Origin of the sequence: Rossellomorea aquimaris (assembly GCF_020171925.1) — a bacterium.
GTDB classification, from domain to species: domain Bacteria; phylum Bacillota; class Bacilli; order Bacillales; family Bacillaceae_B; genus Rossellomorea; species Rossellomorea aquimaris_F.
In genome coordinates, this window is record NZ_JAIVAR010000001.1 from 486543 (window position 1) to 504324 (window position 17782).

The 17782-nt window shown below is 42.5% G+C and carries 20 protein-coding genes and 2 pseudogenes; 15 read left to right on the top strand and 7 right to left on the bottom strand.

Annotation, left to right across the window (positions count from 1 at the left end; translation table 11 throughout):
- Nucleotides 1-267: 267 nt before the first annotated feature.
- The 4 genes and pseudogenes from LCM10_RS02395 to LCM10_RS02410 form a co-directional block, all read left to right on the top strand.
- Nucleotides 268-348 (top strand): annotated as a pseudogene (locus LCM10_RS02395) (YjcZ family sporulation protein); the annotation flags it as partial.
- A 191-nt stretch (nucleotides 349-539) separates the two neighbouring features.
- Nucleotides 540-1184 carry a lytic transglycosylase domain-containing protein gene (locus LCM10_RS02400; protein ID WP_224874359.1) on the top strand — a complete coding sequence of 215 codons (645 nt, stop codon included), beginning with the start codon at nucleotides 540-542 and terminating at the stop codon, nucleotides 1182-1184.
- A gap of 123 nt (nucleotides 1185-1307) precedes the next feature.
- Nucleotides 1308-2597, top strand: a complete 1290-nt coding sequence (locus LCM10_RS20720) for a protoglobin domain-containing protein (protein WP_224874361.1) — start codon at nucleotides 1308-1310, stop codon at nucleotides 2595-2597.
- A 155-nt stretch (nucleotides 2598-2752) separates the two neighbouring features.
- Nucleotides 2753-4990 (top strand): AAA domain-containing protein, encoded by a 2238-nt coding sequence (locus LCM10_RS02410; protein WP_224874363.1) that lies wholly within the window; start codon nucleotides 2753-2755, stop codon nucleotides 4988-4990.
- A gap of 33 nt (nucleotides 4991-5023) precedes the next feature.
- Here LCM10_RS02410 and selD read toward each other — a convergent pair whose 3' ends face one another.
- On the bottom strand, nucleotides 5024-6076 hold the full coding sequence (gene selD, locus LCM10_RS02415; RefSeq protein WP_412103357.1) for a selenide, water dikinase SelD: 1053 nt from the start codon (nucleotides 6074-6076) through the stop codon (nucleotides 5024-5026).
- 202 nt (nucleotides 6077-6278) lie between these two features.
- Here selD and LCM10_RS20725 point away from each other — a divergent pair.
- Nucleotides 6279-6464, top strand: a pseudogene (locus LCM10_RS20725) (Rdx family protein); the annotation flags it as partial.
- 48 nt (nucleotides 6465-6512) lie between these two features.
- Here LCM10_RS20725 and LCM10_RS02425 read toward each other — a convergent pair.
- Entirely contained in the window at nucleotides 6513-6926 is a 414-nt protein-coding gene (locus tag LCM10_RS02425) for an Hsp20/alpha crystallin family protein (protein ID WP_224874367.1), read from the bottom strand.
- A 107-nt stretch (nucleotides 6927-7033) separates the two neighbouring features.
- Between LCM10_RS02425 and selA the strand changes: the two genes are divergently transcribed.
- Nucleotides 7034-8455 (top strand): L-seryl-tRNA(Sec) selenium transferase, encoded by a 1422-nt coding sequence (selA, locus tag LCM10_RS02430; protein ID WP_224874369.1) that lies wholly within the window; start codon nucleotides 7034-7036, stop codon nucleotides 8453-8455.
- Nucleotides 8456-8630: 175 nt separating this feature from the next.
- Here the strand turns inward: selA and LCM10_RS02435 are convergent, their stop codons facing one another.
- Nucleotides 8631-8894, bottom strand: coding sequence for a hypothetical protein (locus LCM10_RS02435; RefSeq protein ID WP_224874371.1), 264 nt, complete (start codon nucleotides 8892-8894; stop codon nucleotides 8631-8633).
- A 116-nt stretch (nucleotides 8895-9010) separates the two neighbouring features.
- On the opposite strand from LCM10_RS02435, the gene LCM10_RS02440 reads away from it, so the two are divergent.
- Nucleotides 9011-9151, top strand: coding sequence for a small acid-soluble spore protein P (locus LCM10_RS02440; RefSeq protein ID WP_224874372.1), 141 nt, complete (start codon nucleotides 9011-9013; stop codon nucleotides 9149-9151).
- 118 nt (nucleotides 9152-9269) lie between these two features.
- On the opposite strand, the gene sspO is transcribed toward LCM10_RS02440, so the two are convergent.
- A complete protein-coding gene (gene sspO / locus LCM10_RS02445) occupies nucleotides 9270-9419 on the bottom strand; it encodes a small acid-soluble spore protein O (RefSeq protein WP_224874374.1) in 150 nt (49 codons plus the stop codon).
- A gap of 328 nt (nucleotides 9420-9747) precedes the next feature.
- Here sspO and acnA point away from each other — a divergent pair, with 328 nt between their 5' ends.
- The 7 genes from acnA to LCM10_RS02480 all read left to right on the top strand — a co-directional run bounded on the left by acnA (nucleotide 9748) and on the right by LCM10_RS02480 (nucleotide 14916).
- Nucleotides 9748-12456 carry an aconitate hydratase AcnA gene (gene acnA, locus LCM10_RS02450; RefSeq protein ID WP_224874376.1) on the top strand — a complete coding sequence of 903 codons (2709 nt, stop codon included), beginning with the start codon at nucleotides 9748-9750 and terminating at the stop codon, nucleotides 12454-12456.
- Between the two features lie 144 nt (nucleotides 12457-12600).
- The gene (locus LCM10_RS02455) at nucleotides 12601-13200 is read left to right on the top strand and encodes a peroxiredoxin family protein (protein ID WP_224874378.1); all 600 of its coding nucleotides are present in this window, start codon (nucleotides 12601-12603) and stop codon (nucleotides 13198-13200) included.
- Between the two features lie 90 nt (nucleotides 13201-13290).
- Nucleotides 13291-13437, top strand: a complete 147-nt coding sequence (locus tag LCM10_RS02460; RefSeq protein WP_224874379.1) for an FbpB family small basic protein — start codon at nucleotides 13291-13293, stop codon at nucleotides 13435-13437.
- Nucleotides 13438-13562: 125 nt separating this feature from the next.
- Nucleotides 13563-13706 (top strand): acid-soluble spore protein N, encoded by a 144-nt coding sequence (locus LCM10_RS02465; protein ID WP_224874381.1) that lies wholly within the window; start codon nucleotides 13563-13565, stop codon nucleotides 13704-13706.
- An 83-nt stretch (nucleotides 13707-13789) separates the two neighbouring features.
- Nucleotides 13790-14020, top strand: coding sequence for a small acid-soluble spore protein Tlp (gene tlp / locus LCM10_RS02470; RefSeq protein WP_224874383.1), 231 nt, complete (start codon nucleotides 13790-13792; stop codon nucleotides 14018-14020).
- A gap of 133 nt (nucleotides 14021-14153) precedes the next feature.
- Nucleotides 14154-14573: an acyl-CoA thioesterase gene (locus LCM10_RS02475; RefSeq protein ID WP_224874385.1), complete on the top strand. Its 420-nt coding sequence runs from the start codon at nucleotides 14154-14156 to the stop codon at nucleotides 14571-14573.
- A 37-nt stretch (nucleotides 14574-14610) separates the two neighbouring features.
- Complete coding sequence (locus tag LCM10_RS02480) at nucleotides 14611-14916, top strand: hypothetical protein (RefSeq protein ID WP_224875576.1); 306 nt, start codon at nucleotides 14611-14613, stop codon at nucleotides 14914-14916.
- A 41-nt stretch (nucleotides 14917-14957) separates the two neighbouring features.
- Here LCM10_RS02480 and LCM10_RS02485 read toward each other — a convergent pair whose 3' ends face one another.
- A complete protein-coding gene (locus tag LCM10_RS02485; RefSeq protein WP_224874387.1) occupies nucleotides 14958-15248 on the bottom strand; it encodes a HesB/YadR/YfhF family protein in 291 nt (96 codons plus the stop codon).
- 121 nt (nucleotides 15249-15369) lie between these two features.
- Here LCM10_RS02485 and LCM10_RS02490 point away from each other — a divergent pair, with 121 nt between their 5' ends.
- Nucleotides 15370-15630 carry a hypothetical protein gene (locus tag LCM10_RS02490; RefSeq protein WP_224874389.1) on the top strand — a complete coding sequence of 87 codons (261 nt, stop codon included), beginning with the start codon at nucleotides 15370-15372 and terminating at the stop codon, nucleotides 15628-15630.
- A 37-nt stretch (nucleotides 15631-15667) separates the two neighbouring features.
- Here LCM10_RS02490 and LCM10_RS02495 read toward each other — a convergent pair whose 3' ends face one another.
- Nucleotides 15668-16825: a CapA family protein gene (locus tag LCM10_RS02495; protein ID WP_224874391.1), complete on the bottom strand. Its 1158-nt coding sequence runs from the start codon at nucleotides 16823-16825 to the stop codon at nucleotides 15668-15670.
- A gap of 236 nt (nucleotides 16826-17061) precedes the next feature.
- Nucleotides 17062-17649 (bottom strand): glycerol-3-phosphate 1-O-acyltransferase PlsY, encoded by a 588-nt coding sequence (gene plsY, locus LCM10_RS02500; RefSeq protein ID WP_224874392.1) that lies wholly within the window; start codon nucleotides 17647-17649, stop codon nucleotides 17062-17064.
- Between the last annotated feature and the right edge of the window lie 133 nt (nucleotides 17650-17782).

Sequence of the window (17782 nt, forward strand, 5' to 3'; positions counted from 1 at the left end):
GACTGGGCGCTTTTTTCATGCATTGAAATTACCTCTGTCCTCTGCATGGACAACTAGACGCCACTTAGACCATTTCACCATTTTTCATTTTTTTAACCGCTGCTTTTACCCTTTATAAAAGGACTGTTCTCCCTTATTCAAAAGTTGGTTGTGGAAATTGATTAACCTACAAGCTGTCCTATACATACATTAATATCGTAGTTAGATAACTGGAGGTGACTGATTATGTATGGATACGGATACCCTGGATATGGATACTGCGGCGGCGGAGGTTACGCAGGAGGCTTCGCGTTAATCGTAGTTCTATTCATTTTGTTAATTATCGTTGGAGCAGCGTTTGTTTATTAATAAATAAAAATGGATGATCCGAGGAGTCCAAACAAAGGACTCAATCGGGTCATTTTTTTTCAATCCCTTTGTGGCGGCGTCGATTGTATTAATACATAACAATATACAGTACGATAACCTTGAAGATTGTAATTCGCTCCTATACATATTAAAATACGAAAGGAATGAACAAAAGGGGAAGGTGAGGCTGTATGGCTAAGAGTAAAATAAAAAAGTCAACCAAGAAAGCATACAGAAAGCACCGTGTTTCTCCATTTAAGATTCTTTTGATCCCGTTGGTAATCTTTACGATTTACTATATGGTGAATGATTCCCCACGATTTAATCAAATTTCGTTATCAGGTAAAGAAGAGATCCCTTCTGAATATATCCCGATCTATAAAGCAGCGGAAAAAGAATACGGCGTGCCATGGAATTTACTAGCTGCCCATCATCGTGTTGAGACGAAATTTTCTACGATGCGTACTCTCATCTCTCCAGTCGGTGCAGAGGGCCCTATGCAATTCATGCCATGTACATTTGTTGGGTGGGCACATCCTACATGTGGCGATTTAGGAAAAGGAGAAATACCTGAAAGTCAGAAGACAGATCCTGAAGTCATCAAGAAGTATGGAGGATATGGTGTCGATGGGAACGGGGATGGGCTTGCAGATCCCTTTCAGATTGAAGATGCCATATTCAGTGCCGCTAACTATCTTGCGCGTAACGGGGCAGCGGATGGTCATATTGAACAAGCAGTATTCGCTTATAACCACAGCCATGATTATGTAGAGGATGTCATGTATTTTGCCGATAAATATGTGGAACAGTTAAACGAGCAAAAAGGGAAAGAATAGTATAAAAGAACTAATGGAGATGAATAAATATTTCGAAAAAACCCTACTTTCGTGGGTTTTTTTTGTTATATTGAAAGAGAAGTCTGGATTATATTACATACCAAACAAAAAGAGGGGTTTAGCGTGTTACTTAAAAAGAAGAATGCTCGGCAAATACGGCTCAATGAAGAGGACTTTCTTCATGAGGTAAGAATCTCTGTCTCACGGGAAGTGGCGGAACAATTAGAGATGATCCAGTTAACAGAATGTGATCTCGCAGTCCTTTTGGCAGCAAAAGCGACGATTGAGGAGAACATCAAGGAGATTGTCGATGGCTTTTATAATCCGATCGAGAAGAACAGCATACTTTCAGGAATTGTGAATCAATACAGTTCCATCGAGCGCCTAAAAGGCACACTGGCCATCCATATTACTGAAATGATGAGCGGCGTGATCGATCAGGAATTTATAGAAAAAAGAAAGAAGATCGCGCGGATGCACATCCACATCGGTTTACCAACGAAATGGTATATCGCATCGTTCCAAAATATGCAAATCACTTTGTTTCAATTATTATTGCGATCCTTTCCACAGGTGGAAGACTATCATAAACTTATCCAAGCTGTTACAAAAATACTTAACTTGGAACAACAACTTGTTCCTGACGCATATGAACATCAAAATGATCAAATACGGAGGGAAACAGCTCTCCTGAAAGAAAAGGTGGCGGAGAAAGTCCAGGATGCATCTAATGGGCTTGCCGCTGTATCTGAGGAGTCCATGGCTTCTTTAGAGACCATCACAACACGGATGGATAAAGTAAGTTCTTTAAGCACTGAGGGGACGGCTGCCATAGAAAGAGTGGGTGATTACTCAAAAGAAGGAAAACATAAGATGGGGTTGCAAAAGGAACATATGAGTAAAATCCTCTCCGACTTGAGGGAGATGTTGAAGGAGATCCACCAGTTACAACAAATCTCCAAACAAATATTTGATATTGTAAACATCGTTCAGACAATCGCTGAACAAACAAATCTTTTGTCGTTGAACGCCAGTATAGAAGCTGCGAGAGCAGGCGAGCATGGTAAAGGGTTTGCGGTTGTAGCGGAAGAAGTCCGCAAACTATCCGATCAAACGAAGAATTCAGTGACGAACGTATCAGGTTTGATTTCAGGAACAAAGGAACTGGTGGATAGAATCTCTTCTTATATTACAAGTGTTGAAGACCTGGCCAAGGACGGAATGGACTCGACGAACGAGGCACACGTGTTCTTTGAAGAAATCGTTGAACAGATTGAACGAAGCCAGCTTAAAAGTAGTAAAGTAGAGGGAGAAATGAAAGAAATTTCCTTTGCAGTGGAAGAAATTTCTCAGGCTGTCACCCAGTTAGCCCTCTCAGCTGATAAATTAAGTGACATGACAACTGAATTATAATGAAATGAAAAGAACGAAGGAGGCTTCGTTCTTTTTTTACATATTTATCAATGAAGTTCACGTCCTGAGTGCTGAGCGGTGATTTTCCTTCACAGCAAATTCATATCCTGTTATGATTAACATTTGCTTGATTATACGATAAGCAGGTGTTCAACATGAAAATGACTTCATTAGTGGAAGAATGGCAGAACGCTCTTGATTTAGAAATTGCCCATATGAAAAAAAGAGAAACAACGGGTGTCTTCATAGAAGAAGGAAGATGTTTAAGGAAAGATGATTCCGTTTTTATTTATTGGTTTACGCTATCTTTTGCTGCCATGTTCCCTGAAGGATGTTCGGTCATCTTTAAAGCGGGAAAAAGAATCTTATCCGGTACAGTGATAAGCTCAGAAGAAAGGGAATGTATTGTTGAACTGGATCAGTTCATCGGCGATCCCGTTACAGGGGGGCAATTGATCTATGAACCTTGGGAACTTCTAGAGAAGCTGAGTTTAAGACTTGATGAAGTGAAGGAAAGGCATGAAAAAACAAGCAGGATTAAAAACCTTGTTTTTCCCATGAAGAAGACACTCCATCAGATGACATCTTTCAAGAGTACGCTGCATGAAGCTTATATAAGAAGTAAGTACAACCCTGTGACCTATCTATGGGGCCCACCGGGGACAGGGAAGACGTTCACTCTTGCTCGTGTGGCCGCGTATCATTATAACAGCGGAAAGAGAGTGCTCCTTTTATCCCATAGTAACGCAGCGGTGGATGTATTGATACAAGAAATGTTTCTGTTCTTATCCGACCACAACCGCTGGTCTAAAGGGGACGTGTTACGATATGGAAGCAGTAGAAAAACATACGGGGATCGTATGAATGACTTGAACGTGATGAAGCTCCTCGAAGAGAAGGAGCCTCATCTTGCACAGGAAAAGGATAAGGTAGAGGAGTATCGGAGGAAACTGAAAAAGAAGCTATCGAAGTCTTTCTCCCATTATGACTCCGAACGATTGTCGCAGCTGGAACTGCACTATCAAAAACTCAAAGAGAGGTTCAAGAGTCAGGAAGGGGGACTGGTCAACGATGCAAGGGTCATAGGGACGACTTTATCCAAAGCGGCAATCGACCCCCTCATCTACAATGAACAATTTGATGTGGTGATTGTGGATGAAGCCAGTATGGCCTATGTTCCACAAGTGGCATTTGCGGCATCTTTAGCTGAAAAGACCGTCATTTGTGGGGATTTCAAACAGCTGCCCCCCATTGCTGGAAGCTACCACCCTTTGGTGTCGAAATGGTTGAAAGAGGATATTTTCCATGTGGCGAAAGTCGCTGATTCAGTGGAAAAAGGGATGGATCATCCACAGCTGTTGCTTCTTCCTGAGCAAAGGCGTATGCATCCAAGTATCTCGGCTTTTACCAATCGGTATATCTACCATTCAAAAGTGGGTGACCACCCCGATGTTGCAGAAGGCAGGGCACATATCCTCTCGAAACAGCCATATCCCGGTAAAGGGAGTATCTTATTATCTCTACAAGAAGGCACTGAGTGGGTAGAAACCGAAAGAGGCTCACGTTGGAATATACTTTCAAGCTTTATCACCCTTATGATGGCGATGAAAGCACTCCATGATGGTGTCCGTTCGATTGGGATCGCCACACCTTACCGCTCACAGGCAATCTGGTACAACATCCTACTTCAAGACTTAGTCGAACCATTGTATCAATCGGAGCAACCGAGTATTTACGCTGCGACCGTCCATAGTTTCCAAGGGTCCGAGAACGATATCATCCTTTTTGACCTTGTTGATGGGGAGGCACATGGAAAACCGGGTGCATTGATGACGCGCAAAGGAAGTGAGCGGCTGATCAATGTGGCAGTTACAAGGGCGAGGGGAAAATTCATCTTGATTGGTGATGACGGCTTCATGAAGAGGAAGACACACCCATCAAAAACCATCCATCAATTGATTGACTATCTTCAGAAGGATGGTTCTGTTGCTAAGGGTAATGAAATCAATGAGTCCGAACTGATTCAGTCGAAAAAGTTTAAGTGGTATCCCATTGATGATCAGAAGAGAATCATAAGGGACTTGCGTGCCTGTAAAGAAGAAATCATTGTTAATGCGACTCATTTCAGTGACATACCTCCTGAAATTGTAAAGGTATTGAATGAGATGAAAAGTAAGATAACCATAAAGATATTATGTGATCAGGGGACGGTTGGGACCTCGGAGCCATCCGCAAACAAGGTACCCTTTATCAGCATGGATAAAAAAGTCCTTTGGTTCAATTGCTTCAAAACCCCAGGCAGAAAGAGATATCCATATCAGATCAGGGTCTTTTCAAGGGTTGTGCATCAGCACTTTAAAAAGATGATAAATGAACCCCTTCTCTCATCGTAAAGAAGGGGCTCTTTCTTTAGGGTGCATTGAATACTAAGCTTTGACGGATATCGAGTACCCAGCAAAATCGGTAACTTCCCCAACCATCCAGGCACCGAGAGAAAGACCGTGCATGGCCTCCAGATATTCTTCCGCCTGGTCTTTGGGCAGGCTCACCAAAAGGCCTCCTGAAGTAATGGCATCACAAAGGATCAGTTGCTCCACCTTCGAGAGGGCAGGATCATAATGGACGGCTTCCTGTAGCCACAGGTGATTAGCCTTTGATCCACCAGGAATGACACCTGCATCGGCAAGTTCCTCCGTTCCACTTAATAAGGGAATCGATTGATATGAAAGGTGCAGAGTCACATCGCTGCTCTTTGCCATTTCATAAGCATGTCCCAACAAACCGAAGCCAGTGACATCCGTTACAGCACTCGGATTGAAAGGTTGAAGGGTTTCTGCTGCTTGTTTGTTCAACATACTCATGGATGCGATGACTTCTTCTTTCTGTTTGTCCGTCACGGCAAGTCTCTTGATACCGGTTGTCAAGATTCCTGTACCGATAGGTTTCGTCAGTACTAGGACGTCTCCGGCTTTACATCCTTTATTGGTCCAATATTTCTTGGGATCAACGACACCAGTTACACTTAATCCGAATTTCGGCTCGGGATCATCGATTGAGTGTCCCCCAGCCGTCACAGCGCCAGCTTCGATCACCTTGCTCTGAGCGCCTGCAAGAATCTCGGTCAGGATTTCACCTCCAAGTTTCTTGATAGGGAACCCGACAATATTCAAGACGGTCTTTGGTGTACCGCCCATGGCGTATACATCACTCAAAGCATTTGCTGCAGCAATTTGACCGAATAAGTAGGGCTCGTCAACGATCGGGGTAAAATAATCGACTGTTTGTACGAGCGCAATTTCATCACTTATCTGATAAATACCCGCATCATCTGAATGCTCATTTCCTACTAATAATTCCTTCGTTTCGGGTTGTGGAGGCAGTTGACGCAAAACTTGCGTCAAGTCGCTTGGACTTAATTTGCATCCTCAGCCGGCTTTTGAAGACATTTCCGTCAAACGGATGATCTCCTCTTTACTCATTGGTATCACCCCTCTATGTATGAATAACTACATTGTACAGGAAAGATAAGAGAAGGGGCAAAACCTAAAACCTTTCATAAAGGATTTGCGTCGACCATTGAGCTCCATTAAAATGGTAAGCAGAATAGACATACAAGGAGGCAGTAAGATGGAAAATTTGAAGATCAAGATTGAATTTTGTCTTAGGTGAAACTATTCACCTAAAGCCGCGAGTTTCGCGGAACAGCTATTTACTCATTTCAGGTACGATATAGAAGAAATGCTCCTTATTCCCTCTTCGGGCGGAGCATTTGAAATAACGGCCGGGCATACAAAGATTTATTCAAAGCTTGAGACAGGTGTTTTCCCCGAGGTTCAAGACATCATACAGAAAATCGAAAACATGTAACAGCAAATGAACGGCCGGGGATCCACCCGGCCGTTTCTATGTTTATTCCTAAGAAATATGGTCACGATCATTACATATTCCCTGTACACGAGTGACCAAAGAGGTCTTCTCGGTACATTCCTGTTTAGGAACGGTGATTTCAATTGTATGATGCTCCAATGAGTATGAGAGGTCCCGCTGACGAAGGCAGAATGGGAATTCCACATACCTGCACCTTTCCTTTATTTCATCTTTCAATCTGATTGAAATGACCAGCTGGTGATCGCTCTTTTTCAAGATCAGTTCATCCGGACATATATTTTCAGTTTCAACTTCCACTATGAATGCATCAGTCGTATCGAGGAAGTCGATTCGGAATTCTTTCTCATCTAGACGAACGGTTTCAGGATCAAGTAACCAATCCTTCATTCTCTCTTCCCAGTTCTCTAAATAACATTCTTCCTTGTCCTTGCTCTTGCCCATTAACATCTGACCCCTAACTTTCTCTTTTACACACATTCTATTCGTTCTACTTTAAAAGGTGAGGGTGTTATAATGAGTGAAAAAGTGAACAAGGAGGCATCACAGGAATGAGTGAACGCTTAAGACAACTCCCACCCATTCATCAACTTCAGCAATCGGATGAATTCGCCCTTTTCCTAAAAGCACATTCCGTCTCATTTGAGAAAGGGTCTGAGATCTTGAAAGAGAGTGTGGCACACATACGGGATGGGGTCCTGAACGGAACTTGGGAGGGGCCGTTCCCTGATGAAGCGGGATTCCTGGAGTCAATTTACAAACAGGCAAGTCTGATTCATCAAAGGAAATATTCACTTTCCTTACAGCGGATCATCAATGCGAGTGGAACCATTCTACATACGAATCTTGGAAGGGCACGGATGGGCCATGAAGTACTGCAACATGTGGTGATGGCAGCAGGTTCTTATACAAATCTTGAATATAATCTTGAGAAAGGCAGCAGGGGATCTCGTCATGAACACGCAGAACGATTCATCTGTGAAATAACGGGAGCGGAAGCCGCCATGGTCGTTAATAATAATGCAGCAGCGGTCTTTCTCATCTTGTCTGCACTTGCGAAAGATAAAGAAGTGATTGTTTCAAGGAGCGAGCTTGTAGAAATCGGCGGCTCCTTCAGGGTGTCTTCCATCATGGAGGAAAGTGGGGCAAAGCTAGTAGAAGTAGGTACGACGAACAAAACACACTTGCATGATTACCATGACAGCATCACGGAAGAAACGTCAATGATCATGAAAGTACATCAAAGCAACTTTTTCATCAAGGGGTTCACTTCTTCTGTGGGAACCGATATGTTATCTCGCCTGGCCAATGATCATGAAAGGATCATTTATTATGAAGATTTAGGCAGCGGTGCTTTATATGATTTTTCACGGCACGGTATCGGGAAAGAACCACTTGTGAAGAATGTAATGGATAAAGGAGCAGACCTTGTATCGTTCAGCGGCGACAAATTATTGGGTGGACCGCAGGCAGGCATTATCGCAGGCAAGCGGGAATTGATTGACAGATTGAAGAAGCACCAACTCGCCCGGGTCTTGCGTGTGGATAAGATGACGCTAGCCGCACTTGAAATGACCATGATTCACTATCTAAAAGGAGAAGTGGAGAAAATCCCTTCCATTTACGGAATAATAAGAACGTTAGACGAAATCAAATGCCAATCACAGTCGTTCATTGGGGAGTTAAAACAAGCGGATGTCTCGTATCAATTAGAATTGTCGGAAGGCGTAAGTCAGGTCGGGGGAGGAACGATGCCAGATGTTGAATTGCCTACCTTCATGGTGACGATTAAACACCCTCACTTGACGGAACATGAATTGCACGAGAAGTTACGGCTCCATGAGCCTGCCGTCATGTCTAGGATCCATGAGAATCGCCTCATCCTTGATTTAAGGGCGGTTACAAACGAAGAACAAGAAGAACTGCTTAAAGTATTATGTGAAATCGATCTTGAATCGAAGCATCAAAGATGATGACAGGGGAAACGGAAAGGCTTTGTTAAGGTACATTATCTTGTTACCTGCTCAGTTGGTGAGCGGAGTGCATGGATAAAACCACTCCGAAAAACTCTATACAGCTCGTGGACGTCTTCACTGAATGTTTTGAACGGGCCAATAAAAAAAGGGCACGCTGTATGTGCCCCTTTCATTAAAGGTTATTTCCATTGACTTCGGTGACAATCGATTGAAGGTCCGATTTGAACTTTTGCAGCTGCTCTTTTTGCGTCTCAGAAGCTACCTCGAGTGCATTTTCAATTTGCTGATAAGCTTCATTCACTTCATTTTTCAGATGGGATAGCTGTGAACCGTAGCTTCCTCCATCGAGCACTAATTCATTTATCGAGTTTTGGACATCAGTGTATCCTTGCTGAGCTGCTTGGAATGCTTGTTGTTTATTTTTATGATAAGGCAAGATCTTTTCCTCCTTGAAATGTAAAATAGCCTTTATATTATAGGCGTCCCATCACAATCTTATACACATGCATAAACTTGTCTGACAGAATCCATTCTAACTATGAGGAGGGATGGATGATGAACAAAAACGATAGCAAAGACATGAGAAAAAATGCACCTAAACAATCGGGGCAGCCTGAACCGTTAAGCGGCTCACATAAAGTCAAAAACCAAAATCATTCGCGTCAGAAGCATAACAGCAACCACGATATGTAATGGAAAAAACTCTGCAAGTGAATTTGCAGAGTTTTTTTGTTTGCTTTGTCCAGAATAGGGTATGTGAGAAGGGGGCCCTAAAATAGACCTAAGGACCTTCCTTACGTAAGTGACACGACTATTGATTGGTTTTTCGCTTTTTATTATTTTGCCTCTGAGCTTCAGTCAAAGGCTCATTGGAGAACTCCTCATTGTATCCTGCACCCTTGCCTTGTGCTTTTGCTGCGTTCATCCCGTTGATGACATGGTTCGCTTTACGTTTAGCCAAATGAAACACCTCCATAAGAGTAGGATGCCACCTCACAACGACCACTATTAGAGGAAAACCCTAACAGGGGTAATTATTTTTTCGGAATAATATTTTTTGAATGCCGACATCATCTGACATGGATGGAAATGCTGTCATGCCAATATTTTGCTAAAAAATGAAAGGTGTTTAGTTATTCAGATAAGTAAAACTTATCAAAAACAATAACTTTATTGTTATTTACTTATGTAATCGCTTGTATTAAGATTGTTAATGTGAGAAAAGTTCGTTAGTTTATGACGAAGACTTTTCGACTTAATGTGTATTTGTAGTTAGAGGGGGAATTGAAATGGCAAAGAACGATGTATTTAATGCACGATCTTCTTTCGAACTTGAAGGAAAACGTTATCATTATTATCGTTTAAAAGCACTTGAAGAAGCAGGCGTTTCAAACATCAACCGTTTACCTTACAGTGTTAAGGTATTACTTGAATCTGTACTGCGCCAATTTGACGGACGTGTGATCAATAAAGATCATGTTGAAAACTTAGCAAACTGGGGAGCGGCAAGCAAGGACGCGGAGGTTCCATTCAAACCTTCACGTGTCATCCTCCAAGACTTCACAGGAGTACCTGCTGTCGTTGACTTGGCTTCTTTGCGTAAAGCAATGGCGGATATCGGTGGAGATCCTCAAAAAATCAACCCTGAAATTCCGGTTGATCTTGTAATCGACCACTCTGTACAAGTTGATAAATATGGTACAGCAGACGCATTGAAGGCAAACATGGATCTTGAATTCGAACGTAATGCCGAGCGTTACCAATTCTTGAGCTGGGCTCAAAAAGCATTTGAAAACTACCGTGCCGTTCCACCGGCTACTGGTATCGTCCACCAAGTAAACTTAGAGTATCTTGCAAACGTAGTTCATGCCGTTGAAACAACAGAAGGCGACTTTGAAGCGTTCCCTGATACACTTGTTGGTACTGACTCCCATACAACGATGATTAACGGGATCGGTGTACTAGGCTGGGGTGTAGGTGGAATCGAAGCAGAAGCAGGCATGCTTGGTCAACCTTCTTACTTCCCGATTCCTGAAGTAATCGGTGTTAAATTCACTGGCGAGCTTCCAAACGGAGCAACGGCTACAGACTTGGCACTTAAGGTTACGCAAGTACTTCGCCAAAAAGGTGTTGTAGGTAAATTTGTTGAATACTTCGGACCAGGGGTTGCCACACTGCCACTTGCTGACCGTGCAACAATTGCAAACATGGCTCCTGAATATGGTGCAACTTGTGGATTCTTCCCGGTTGACGCAGAATCACTTGACTATCTGCGTTTAACAGGCCGCGATGATACTCATATCAAGATGGTAGAAGAATATCTGAAGAAAAATGAAATGTTCTTCACACCTGAAAAAGAAGAACCAACATACACTGACGTAGTGGAAATCGACCTTTCTGCTGTGGAAGCAAACCTTTCCGGACCAAAACGTCCACAGGATTTAATTCCACTTTCAGAAATGAAAGATACTTTCCATAAGTCGATCACTGCAAAAGAAGGCGTACAAGGCTTTGGTCTTGATGCATCTGAAATCAATAAAACAGCTAAGTATACAACAGAAGACGGTGAAGAAGTAACGATGCCTACTGGAGCAATCGGTATTGCTGCCATTACTTCTTGTACGAATACGTCAAATCCGTATGTCATGCTTGGAGCAGGGCTTGTTGCTAAAAAGGCCGTGGAACTTGGTATGAATGTTCCTGACTTTGTTAAAACATCACTCGCTCCTGGATCTAAAGTTGTTACTGGATACTTGAGGGATTCCGGATTGTTATCTTATATGGAACAAATCGGATTCAACCTTGTCGGGTATGGCTGTACAACTTGTATCGGTAACTCAGGTCCATTACGCCCTGAAATCGAAAAGGCCGTTTCTGATGCAGATCTTCTTTTGACATCTGTACTTTCAGGTAACCGTAACTTCGAAGGACGTATCCATCCGCTAGTGAAAGCAAACTACCTTGCTTCACCGCCACTTGTCGTTGCATATGCACTTGCAGGTACAGTCGATATCGATCTTCAGAACGATCCGATCGGTAAAGACAAAGACGGCAATGATGTGTTCTTCAAGGATATCTGGCCATCTCAGGATGAAGTGAAGGATGTTGTAAAAGCAACTGTAACACCTGAACTATTCCGCAGAGAATATGAGCATGTGTTCACGGAAAACGATCGCTGGAACGAAATCAAAACGAGCAACGAACCGTTGTATAGCTTTGATGAGACTTCAACATATATCCAAAATCCATCATTCTTCACAGGACTTGCACCAACTCCTGAAGATATTAAGGGATTAAACGGACTTCGTGTTGTAGGTAAATTCGGTGACTCAGTGACAACTGACCACATTTCCCCTGCAGGTGCGATCGGTAAAGATACGCCAGCTGGTAAATACCTGCGCGCGAATGGCGTAGAGCCTCGCGACTTCAACTCTTATGGTTCCCGTCGTGGTAACCACGAAGTAATGATGCGCGGAACGTTCGCGAACATCCGTATCCGAAATCAAATCGCTCCAGGTACGGAAGGCGGATTTACGACTTACTGGCCTGAAGATGAAGTGATGCCTATCTATGATGCATGCATGAAGTATCAAGAAGATGGCACTGGCTTGGTTGTACTGGCAGGAAAAGACTACGGTATGGGATCTTCTCGTGACTGGGCAGCAAAAGGTACAAACCTTCTAGGCATCAAGACTGTCATCGCTGAAAGTTACGAGCGTATTCACCGCTCGAACCTTGTGATGATGGGTGTCCTTCCACTTCAATTCAAACAAGGTGAAAGTGCCGAAACACTAGGATTGACTGGTAGGGAAACAATTTCTGTCAACATCACGGATGACGTGAAACCTCGTGATATCCTGACTGTCACTGCAGTGGCTGAAGATGGAACAAAGACAGAATTTGATGTTCTTGCACGTTTTGATTCTGAAGTAGAAGTAGACTACTACCGTCACGGTGGTATCCTTCAAATGGTACTTCGCGGTAAATTCCAAGCATAAGCTTCAATAAAGTAAAAAGCCCTGAGATTTTTCTCAGGGCTTTTTCTTGTTTTTAGAACATCACATTCCATTATTAAGTGACTAAATTCGGACAGGCTGGCATAAGATGTACCAAGCGATAGTATAAAAGGGAGAGACATACCATTGAAATCTTTTTTTGGCATTATGCTTGTGGCATTATTAGTTTTTACATTCTATGTTGATAATAAATCCAGTCCAAGTGAGTTTCCCTTAGATGAGTTGAAAGAAGCTTCTGCCGATCCATCCTACGATCAGCTGCTTGATATCGAAGAAGGCGAAGTAGTAGAAAGCACTACACCTTCAGAGCATTTTCCAGGGCCCAACGTAGGAGATAAGGCCATCGACTTCAAACTTTCGGATCTAACAGGGAAAGATGTGACCTTATCGCAATTCAAAGGGAAGAAAGTGGTAGTGAATTTCTGGGCTACATGGTGTCCTCCGTGCAAAGAGGAAATGCCAATCATGGAGGAGTTCTATAACTCGAATCGTGAAGAGGTGGAGGTCCTCGCCATTAATATTGATCCTCAATACAATGTCAAAGAGTATCAACAAGCCATGGGGTTAACCTTCCCGATCCTTCTTGATGAAGACGATAAAATCAACAAAGCTTACGACATCCTAACCGTGCCTACCACCTATGTCATCAATGAACAAGGCATCATCACACACAAACAAATCGGTGCCCTCACCAGCATCGAATCCTTCAACGCTTTAGTGAAGTGAGGGACGTACCTTCATACTGACTTGTTTAAAATATCAGAAATTTGGATATACTATTTACACAAGTCAATATGAGAGTGAGGGTTATGATTTATGCGCAGGCCAAGAAAAAAATCGTTCGCAGATTTGGTAAAAGAGAATAAAAAGCAACTTCTCCTTGATGAGGATGCAATGAATGCCATTGAGGAAAGAATCGATGCACGTTACGAGATCAAGCGTCCACTTGATAAAGCCGAGTAAATATTTACGAGGCTTTATTTTTTTTGCGTAAGAACCAAGTGTCTTACTGATCATTTATCCTGCCAATAATTACGCCAACATTTCCTTGCCGAAATGGAAATGATATTAGTAAGGGGGGAAGTGCAATGAGTAATCCAAAGCGAGACAGTAAACATTTCAGTCCTAACCATATTGGAACCAAGTCCAGAGAAGCAGGTGGGAATAACGGGAAGCAAATGCAGGATACATCAGGCAAGCATGCCCAGGTAATCCAGACAAAAGGTGAATAACTGCTACGCGTCTTTCTAAAAATATGAGGGGCTTGACCACTCTAGGTCAGTCTTTAATTTATCTTTTCTAGGAGGAATATCTAATGGCATGGAACAGTAAACCTAACCCGGATGATCGCAGTGATAACGTAGAGAAGCTTCAAGGAATGGTTCAGCATACCATCGAGAACATGGAAAAGGCAGAAGAATCCATGGCTTTTACTGATAGTGAAGAGCAGCTACAGTCCATTAAAGCGAAAAACGAACGCCGTCGTGAAAGTCTTGATGCATTCCGAAGCGAAATCAAAGATGAGGCCGGTACATCCAAACAATAGGCAGAATCCGTCCCGGTTATATTATATAACCGGGATATTTTATACAAAAAGTGACGGAAGCGTATCAATATTCTAAACACAATTTCTGTGATACGATTATGTGGATGCATCAAAAAATTGTGGGGTGAATGAAATGCATATATCGGAAAATACGGTTCAAGTAAGATATGCTGAAACAGATCAGATGGGTGTTGTGTATCACGCTAATTACCTTATATGGATGGAGCTTGGGAGAACTCAGCTGATCGAGGATTTGGGATTCAATTATGCAGAAGTGGAGAAAGACGGCATACTATCTCCTGTTGTTGATCTGAACATCAGCTATAAGACCCCTGTCCGTTATGGTGAAAAGGCATTGGTGAAAACGTGGGTGGAGGACTATGATGGAATCAGGATTACATATGGGTATGAAATCTATAACGGTGAAAATCAATTAGCGATAACAGGACAGTCCAAGCACGTATGTGTAAAGAAAGACAGTTTCCGCCCTATTTCGATACGAAGAATGTTCCCTGAATGGCATGAAGCGTATGAGAATGCCAAAAAAGGTTGAATGTGACAAGGATACATACTAGAAAAGGGGAAAGATGATGGCTTTCGGGGTGAATCGAAAAGAATTGAATGATTGGAAAGAACGGGTGGGTAAAGGTGAAGTCGCATTTATCACGCACTACTGGGTGGATGAACGATTTCCTCAATTCAAGACTGTCACAAAGGCAGGCTGTTCTGATATTGAAAAGCTAAGCAGGTGGGGGAAAAAATACGGCTTAGAGGAAAAGTGGATCCACAAAAGGAAAGACGGCTTTCCTCATTTCGATTTATTGGGCGATACTCAGCTACGCATACTAAAAGAAGAAGGCCAGGATGATCAAATACGGCGGTTCTTGAAAAAGTAAAGAAGGCAGAAACCGGTTGGAAAGACCGGTTTCAGAAATGATCATTTTTTGTATTCGTAAAGGGGTTCTTCCAGTTCCTTATTATAACCTACATGAAGATCATGACCATCGAAATACCAAAGATCCCTTTCTTCAATAAAAAAAGTTCGGTTATCGATATTGATCATACTTCCTGCTTCAATCGGTTCTTCTTTACTGACACCCAGTGAGAAACTGTCATGTAAAGGGCTCGAGCCTCCATAACGGACATAAAAACGGATGAATTCCCCCTCATCTGCCAGCATTTCGTTCTTGAACCATTCGATGGCGTCTTCAGAAATATGAATGTTCATTGTAAGACTCCTTTCTATCACTCAATCTGATACCCGTTTTTTGGACAATCGGGATGCAGTTCCTATATTATATACATACTGAACCATATACATCTAATTTTTAGCACAGGAGTTGTCAATTATGAGAACACAGGCCCTTATGTATTACATTGGTGCGTTTATATTTGCTGCAATGGGGATTCTGACTTTCCTTCAGCTGCATAAGGCGAGTTACAAAATGGAGGCAGGTACCTTCATCATTGTCGCAGCGTTGATTTACTATGGGATGGTCACACTCTATTTCAGAAGCAAAAGACGTACCTTCTTAATGGCAAACCTGATTCTTGCCGTACTTGCTCTTGGCGGGATCTTTTTTAACCATATCCTCTTTGGTTCGCATTAAACAACAAAAAGCTGATGCCTTGGCATCAGCTTTTTTATTATTGTGATACCCCATTCATCATGTGGGAGACCATTTCATCCTCGGTGTAGGTAATCATCCCATTTTTCTGAGCGAAATCAAGGGGATAAATACGATAATTCTTATAATTTCTTTCCCCCACATAGGTAGGGTGGAACGTGATCGATGGATATGTGATCACAGAGCCGGCGGGACTGCGATCTAGCAGGACCTGTATTTCTGCCATACCGCCGATGTCTTTATAATCGTCTTTTTGTCCTGATAAAAAGTTGCCTAAAGAATAAACAACCACTGCCTCGCGCCCATCGCTTGTTTTATACGTTTGAAGCGGTTGGAGAACATGTGGGTGGTGTCCGAAAATAATATCAGCTCCGCTCTCCGTCAGTACTTTTGCAAGCCTTTGCTGTTCTTCTGTCGGAAACCGCTGATACTCATTTCCCCAATGAAGGCTCATGATCACCATATCGATATCCATTTGCCTTGCTTTTTTGATTTCCGCAATCATCTTCTTCTCATCAAGAAGGTTGACAAGGTACTCTTTCCCTTCAGGTACTGGAATGCCATTCGTTCCATACGTATAAGAAAGAAGAGCGAATTTAATTCCGTTAACATTAAACGTACGGATTTTTTCTTGGTCTTCAGGACTCTTGAACGCCCCCACATAAGGCATTGCGATTTTCTCATAATAATCAATGGCACTCATCAAACCCTCCACGCCTTGATCCAACGAATGGTTATTTGCCGTTGTGACGGCATCGACACCGGCATCCTGAAGTTCTTTAACAATTTCCTTTGGACTATTGAAGAGGGGATAACTTGATAATCCGATTTCGGTTCCGCCCGGAGTGGATTCTTGATTGGCAATCAAGAAATCGGGCTCTGACAACATCTCTTTAACAGGTGCAAACATCGGTGAAAAATCATAGGTCTGACCGGTCTTAGCATCATTGTAAACCGTGTTATGAATAAGAATGTCACCTATGGCCGCAATGTTGGCCGTAGATGTCATTGATTTTCCTTCGGCATGGACTTCTCTTGCCGTGTGTAGTGTAAACGTTTCTTTCCCTTGTTGGTTGTTTGTACTCCAATCCCTATACTGAGTTGTCACCAAGTATCCCATTCCCACTAATAATGGAATGATGATCAGCAGGCTTTGTATGTAAGTCTTTTTTTTCATCTTTAAACTCCTTCGTTCTCATTTCTTCATCCCCCATACTATTTTACAGGAAAATACAGCATAGAGGGAGATGCATTTTGAGAAATATTCTCTTCATTATGACCAAGGAGTAAGAGGGACAACCGTTTTAGATTGTCAATTTAGAACCAAAGATCCATAAAGAAAAAGCGGTCTAAAACTGTTCATTTCCCCGTTGTTCCCAACTTGAAATGACTAGTTTTAAACCGCTTCCTTTTCTAAAGCCATTTAATTTTTGGTTCAGACTTGTTCTTGATGCGTACGATGTTTGCACGATGCCTGAAGATGACAAAGAACGCGAGAACACCTACAACAACCATCAGAGGGATATCCCCTGTGAACAATGTATACGTAAATGCAATGATCGCTGCAATCATGGAAGAAAGAGAAACGTATTTGGAAACGTATAATCCCAGGAAGAAAACCGCTAGCAAGATGAAGAATAGTAGAGGATCATATCCCAGAAGAACCCCACCTGACGTTGCTACTGCCTTACCGCCCCTGAAATTGGCGAACAAAGGATACATGTGCCCAATAACCGCGAATATGCCGGCTACTAGCATGAACATCCTTGGTTCAACATTCAGGATCAACGGAAGGATCGTAGCTGCAGTCCCCTTCAAAATATCCATGATCGTGACGATCATCCCGGCTTTCACACCAAGTGTCCGAAAGGTATTCGTACCTCCAAGATTTCCGCTTCCGTGTTCACGGATATCAATCCCATAGAATTTCTTCCCGATGATCAACCCAGATGGAATGGAGCCAAGCAGATAAGCTATAACAAGAATAAGGGCATAAATCATAATCACTGCTCCTTTAATTATGTAGTGCGTTCTTTATTTTAACATGTTTTACAAGAAAACGGGAGAAAATCCCGAATTTTTTAGTACCTGTTCATAAAACTAGATAACATCTTGTATAACCGCACGATAATCA

Coding starts and splice junctions, on each gene's coding strand:
- LCM10_RS02400 (WP_224874359.1), top strand. CDS start 540: ATGGCTAAGAGTAAAATAAAAAAGTCAACCAAGAAAGCATACAGAAAG.
- LCM10_RS02410 (WP_224874363.1), top strand. CDS start 2,753: ATGAAAATGACTTCATTAGTGGAAGAATGGCAGAACGCTCTTGATTTA.
- LCM10_RS02425 (WP_224874367.1), bottom strand. CDS start 6,926: ATGGGCAAGAGCAAGGACAAGGAAGAATGTTATTTAGAGAACTGGGAA.
- selA (WP_224874369.1), top strand. CDS start 7,034: ATGAGTGAACGCTTAAGACAACTCCCACCCATTCATCAACTTCAGCAA.
- LCM10_RS02440 (WP_224874372.1), top strand. CDS start 9,011: ATGATGAACAAAAACGATAGCAAAGACATGAGAAAAAATGCACCTAAA.
- acnA (WP_224874376.1), top strand. CDS start 9,748: ATGGCAAAGAACGATGTATTTAATGCACGATCTTCTTTCGAACTTGAA.
- LCM10_RS02460 (WP_224874379.1), top strand. CDS start 13,291: ATGCGCAGGCCAAGAAAAAAATCGTTCGCAGATTTGGTAAAAGAGAAT.
- LCM10_RS02465 (WP_224874381.1), top strand. CDS start 13,563: ATGAGTAATCCAAAGCGAGACAGTAAACATTTCAGTCCTAACCATATT.
- tlp (WP_224874383.1), top strand. CDS start 13,790: ATGGCATGGAACAGTAAACCTAACCCGGATGATCGCAGTGATAACGTA.
- LCM10_RS02475 (WP_224874385.1), top strand. CDS start 14,154: ATGCATATATCGGAAAATACGGTTCAAGTAAGATATGCTGAAACAGAT.
- LCM10_RS02480 (WP_224875576.1), top strand. CDS start 14,611: ATGGCTTTCGGGGTGAATCGAAAAGAATTGAATGATTGGAAAGAACGG.
- LCM10_RS02485 (WP_224874387.1), bottom strand. CDS start 15,248: ATGAACATTCATATTTCTGAAGACGCCATCGAATGGTTCAAGAACGAA.
- LCM10_RS02490 (WP_224874389.1), top strand. CDS start 15,370: ATGAGAACACAGGCCCTTATGTATTACATTGGTGCGTTTATATTTGCT.
- LCM10_RS02495 (WP_224874391.1), bottom strand. CDS start 16,825: ATGAAAAAAAAGACTTACATACAAAGCCTGCTGATCATCATTCCATTA.
- plsY (WP_224874392.1), bottom strand. CDS start 17,649: ATGATTTATGCCCTTATTCTTGTTATAGCTTATCTGCTTGGCTCCATT.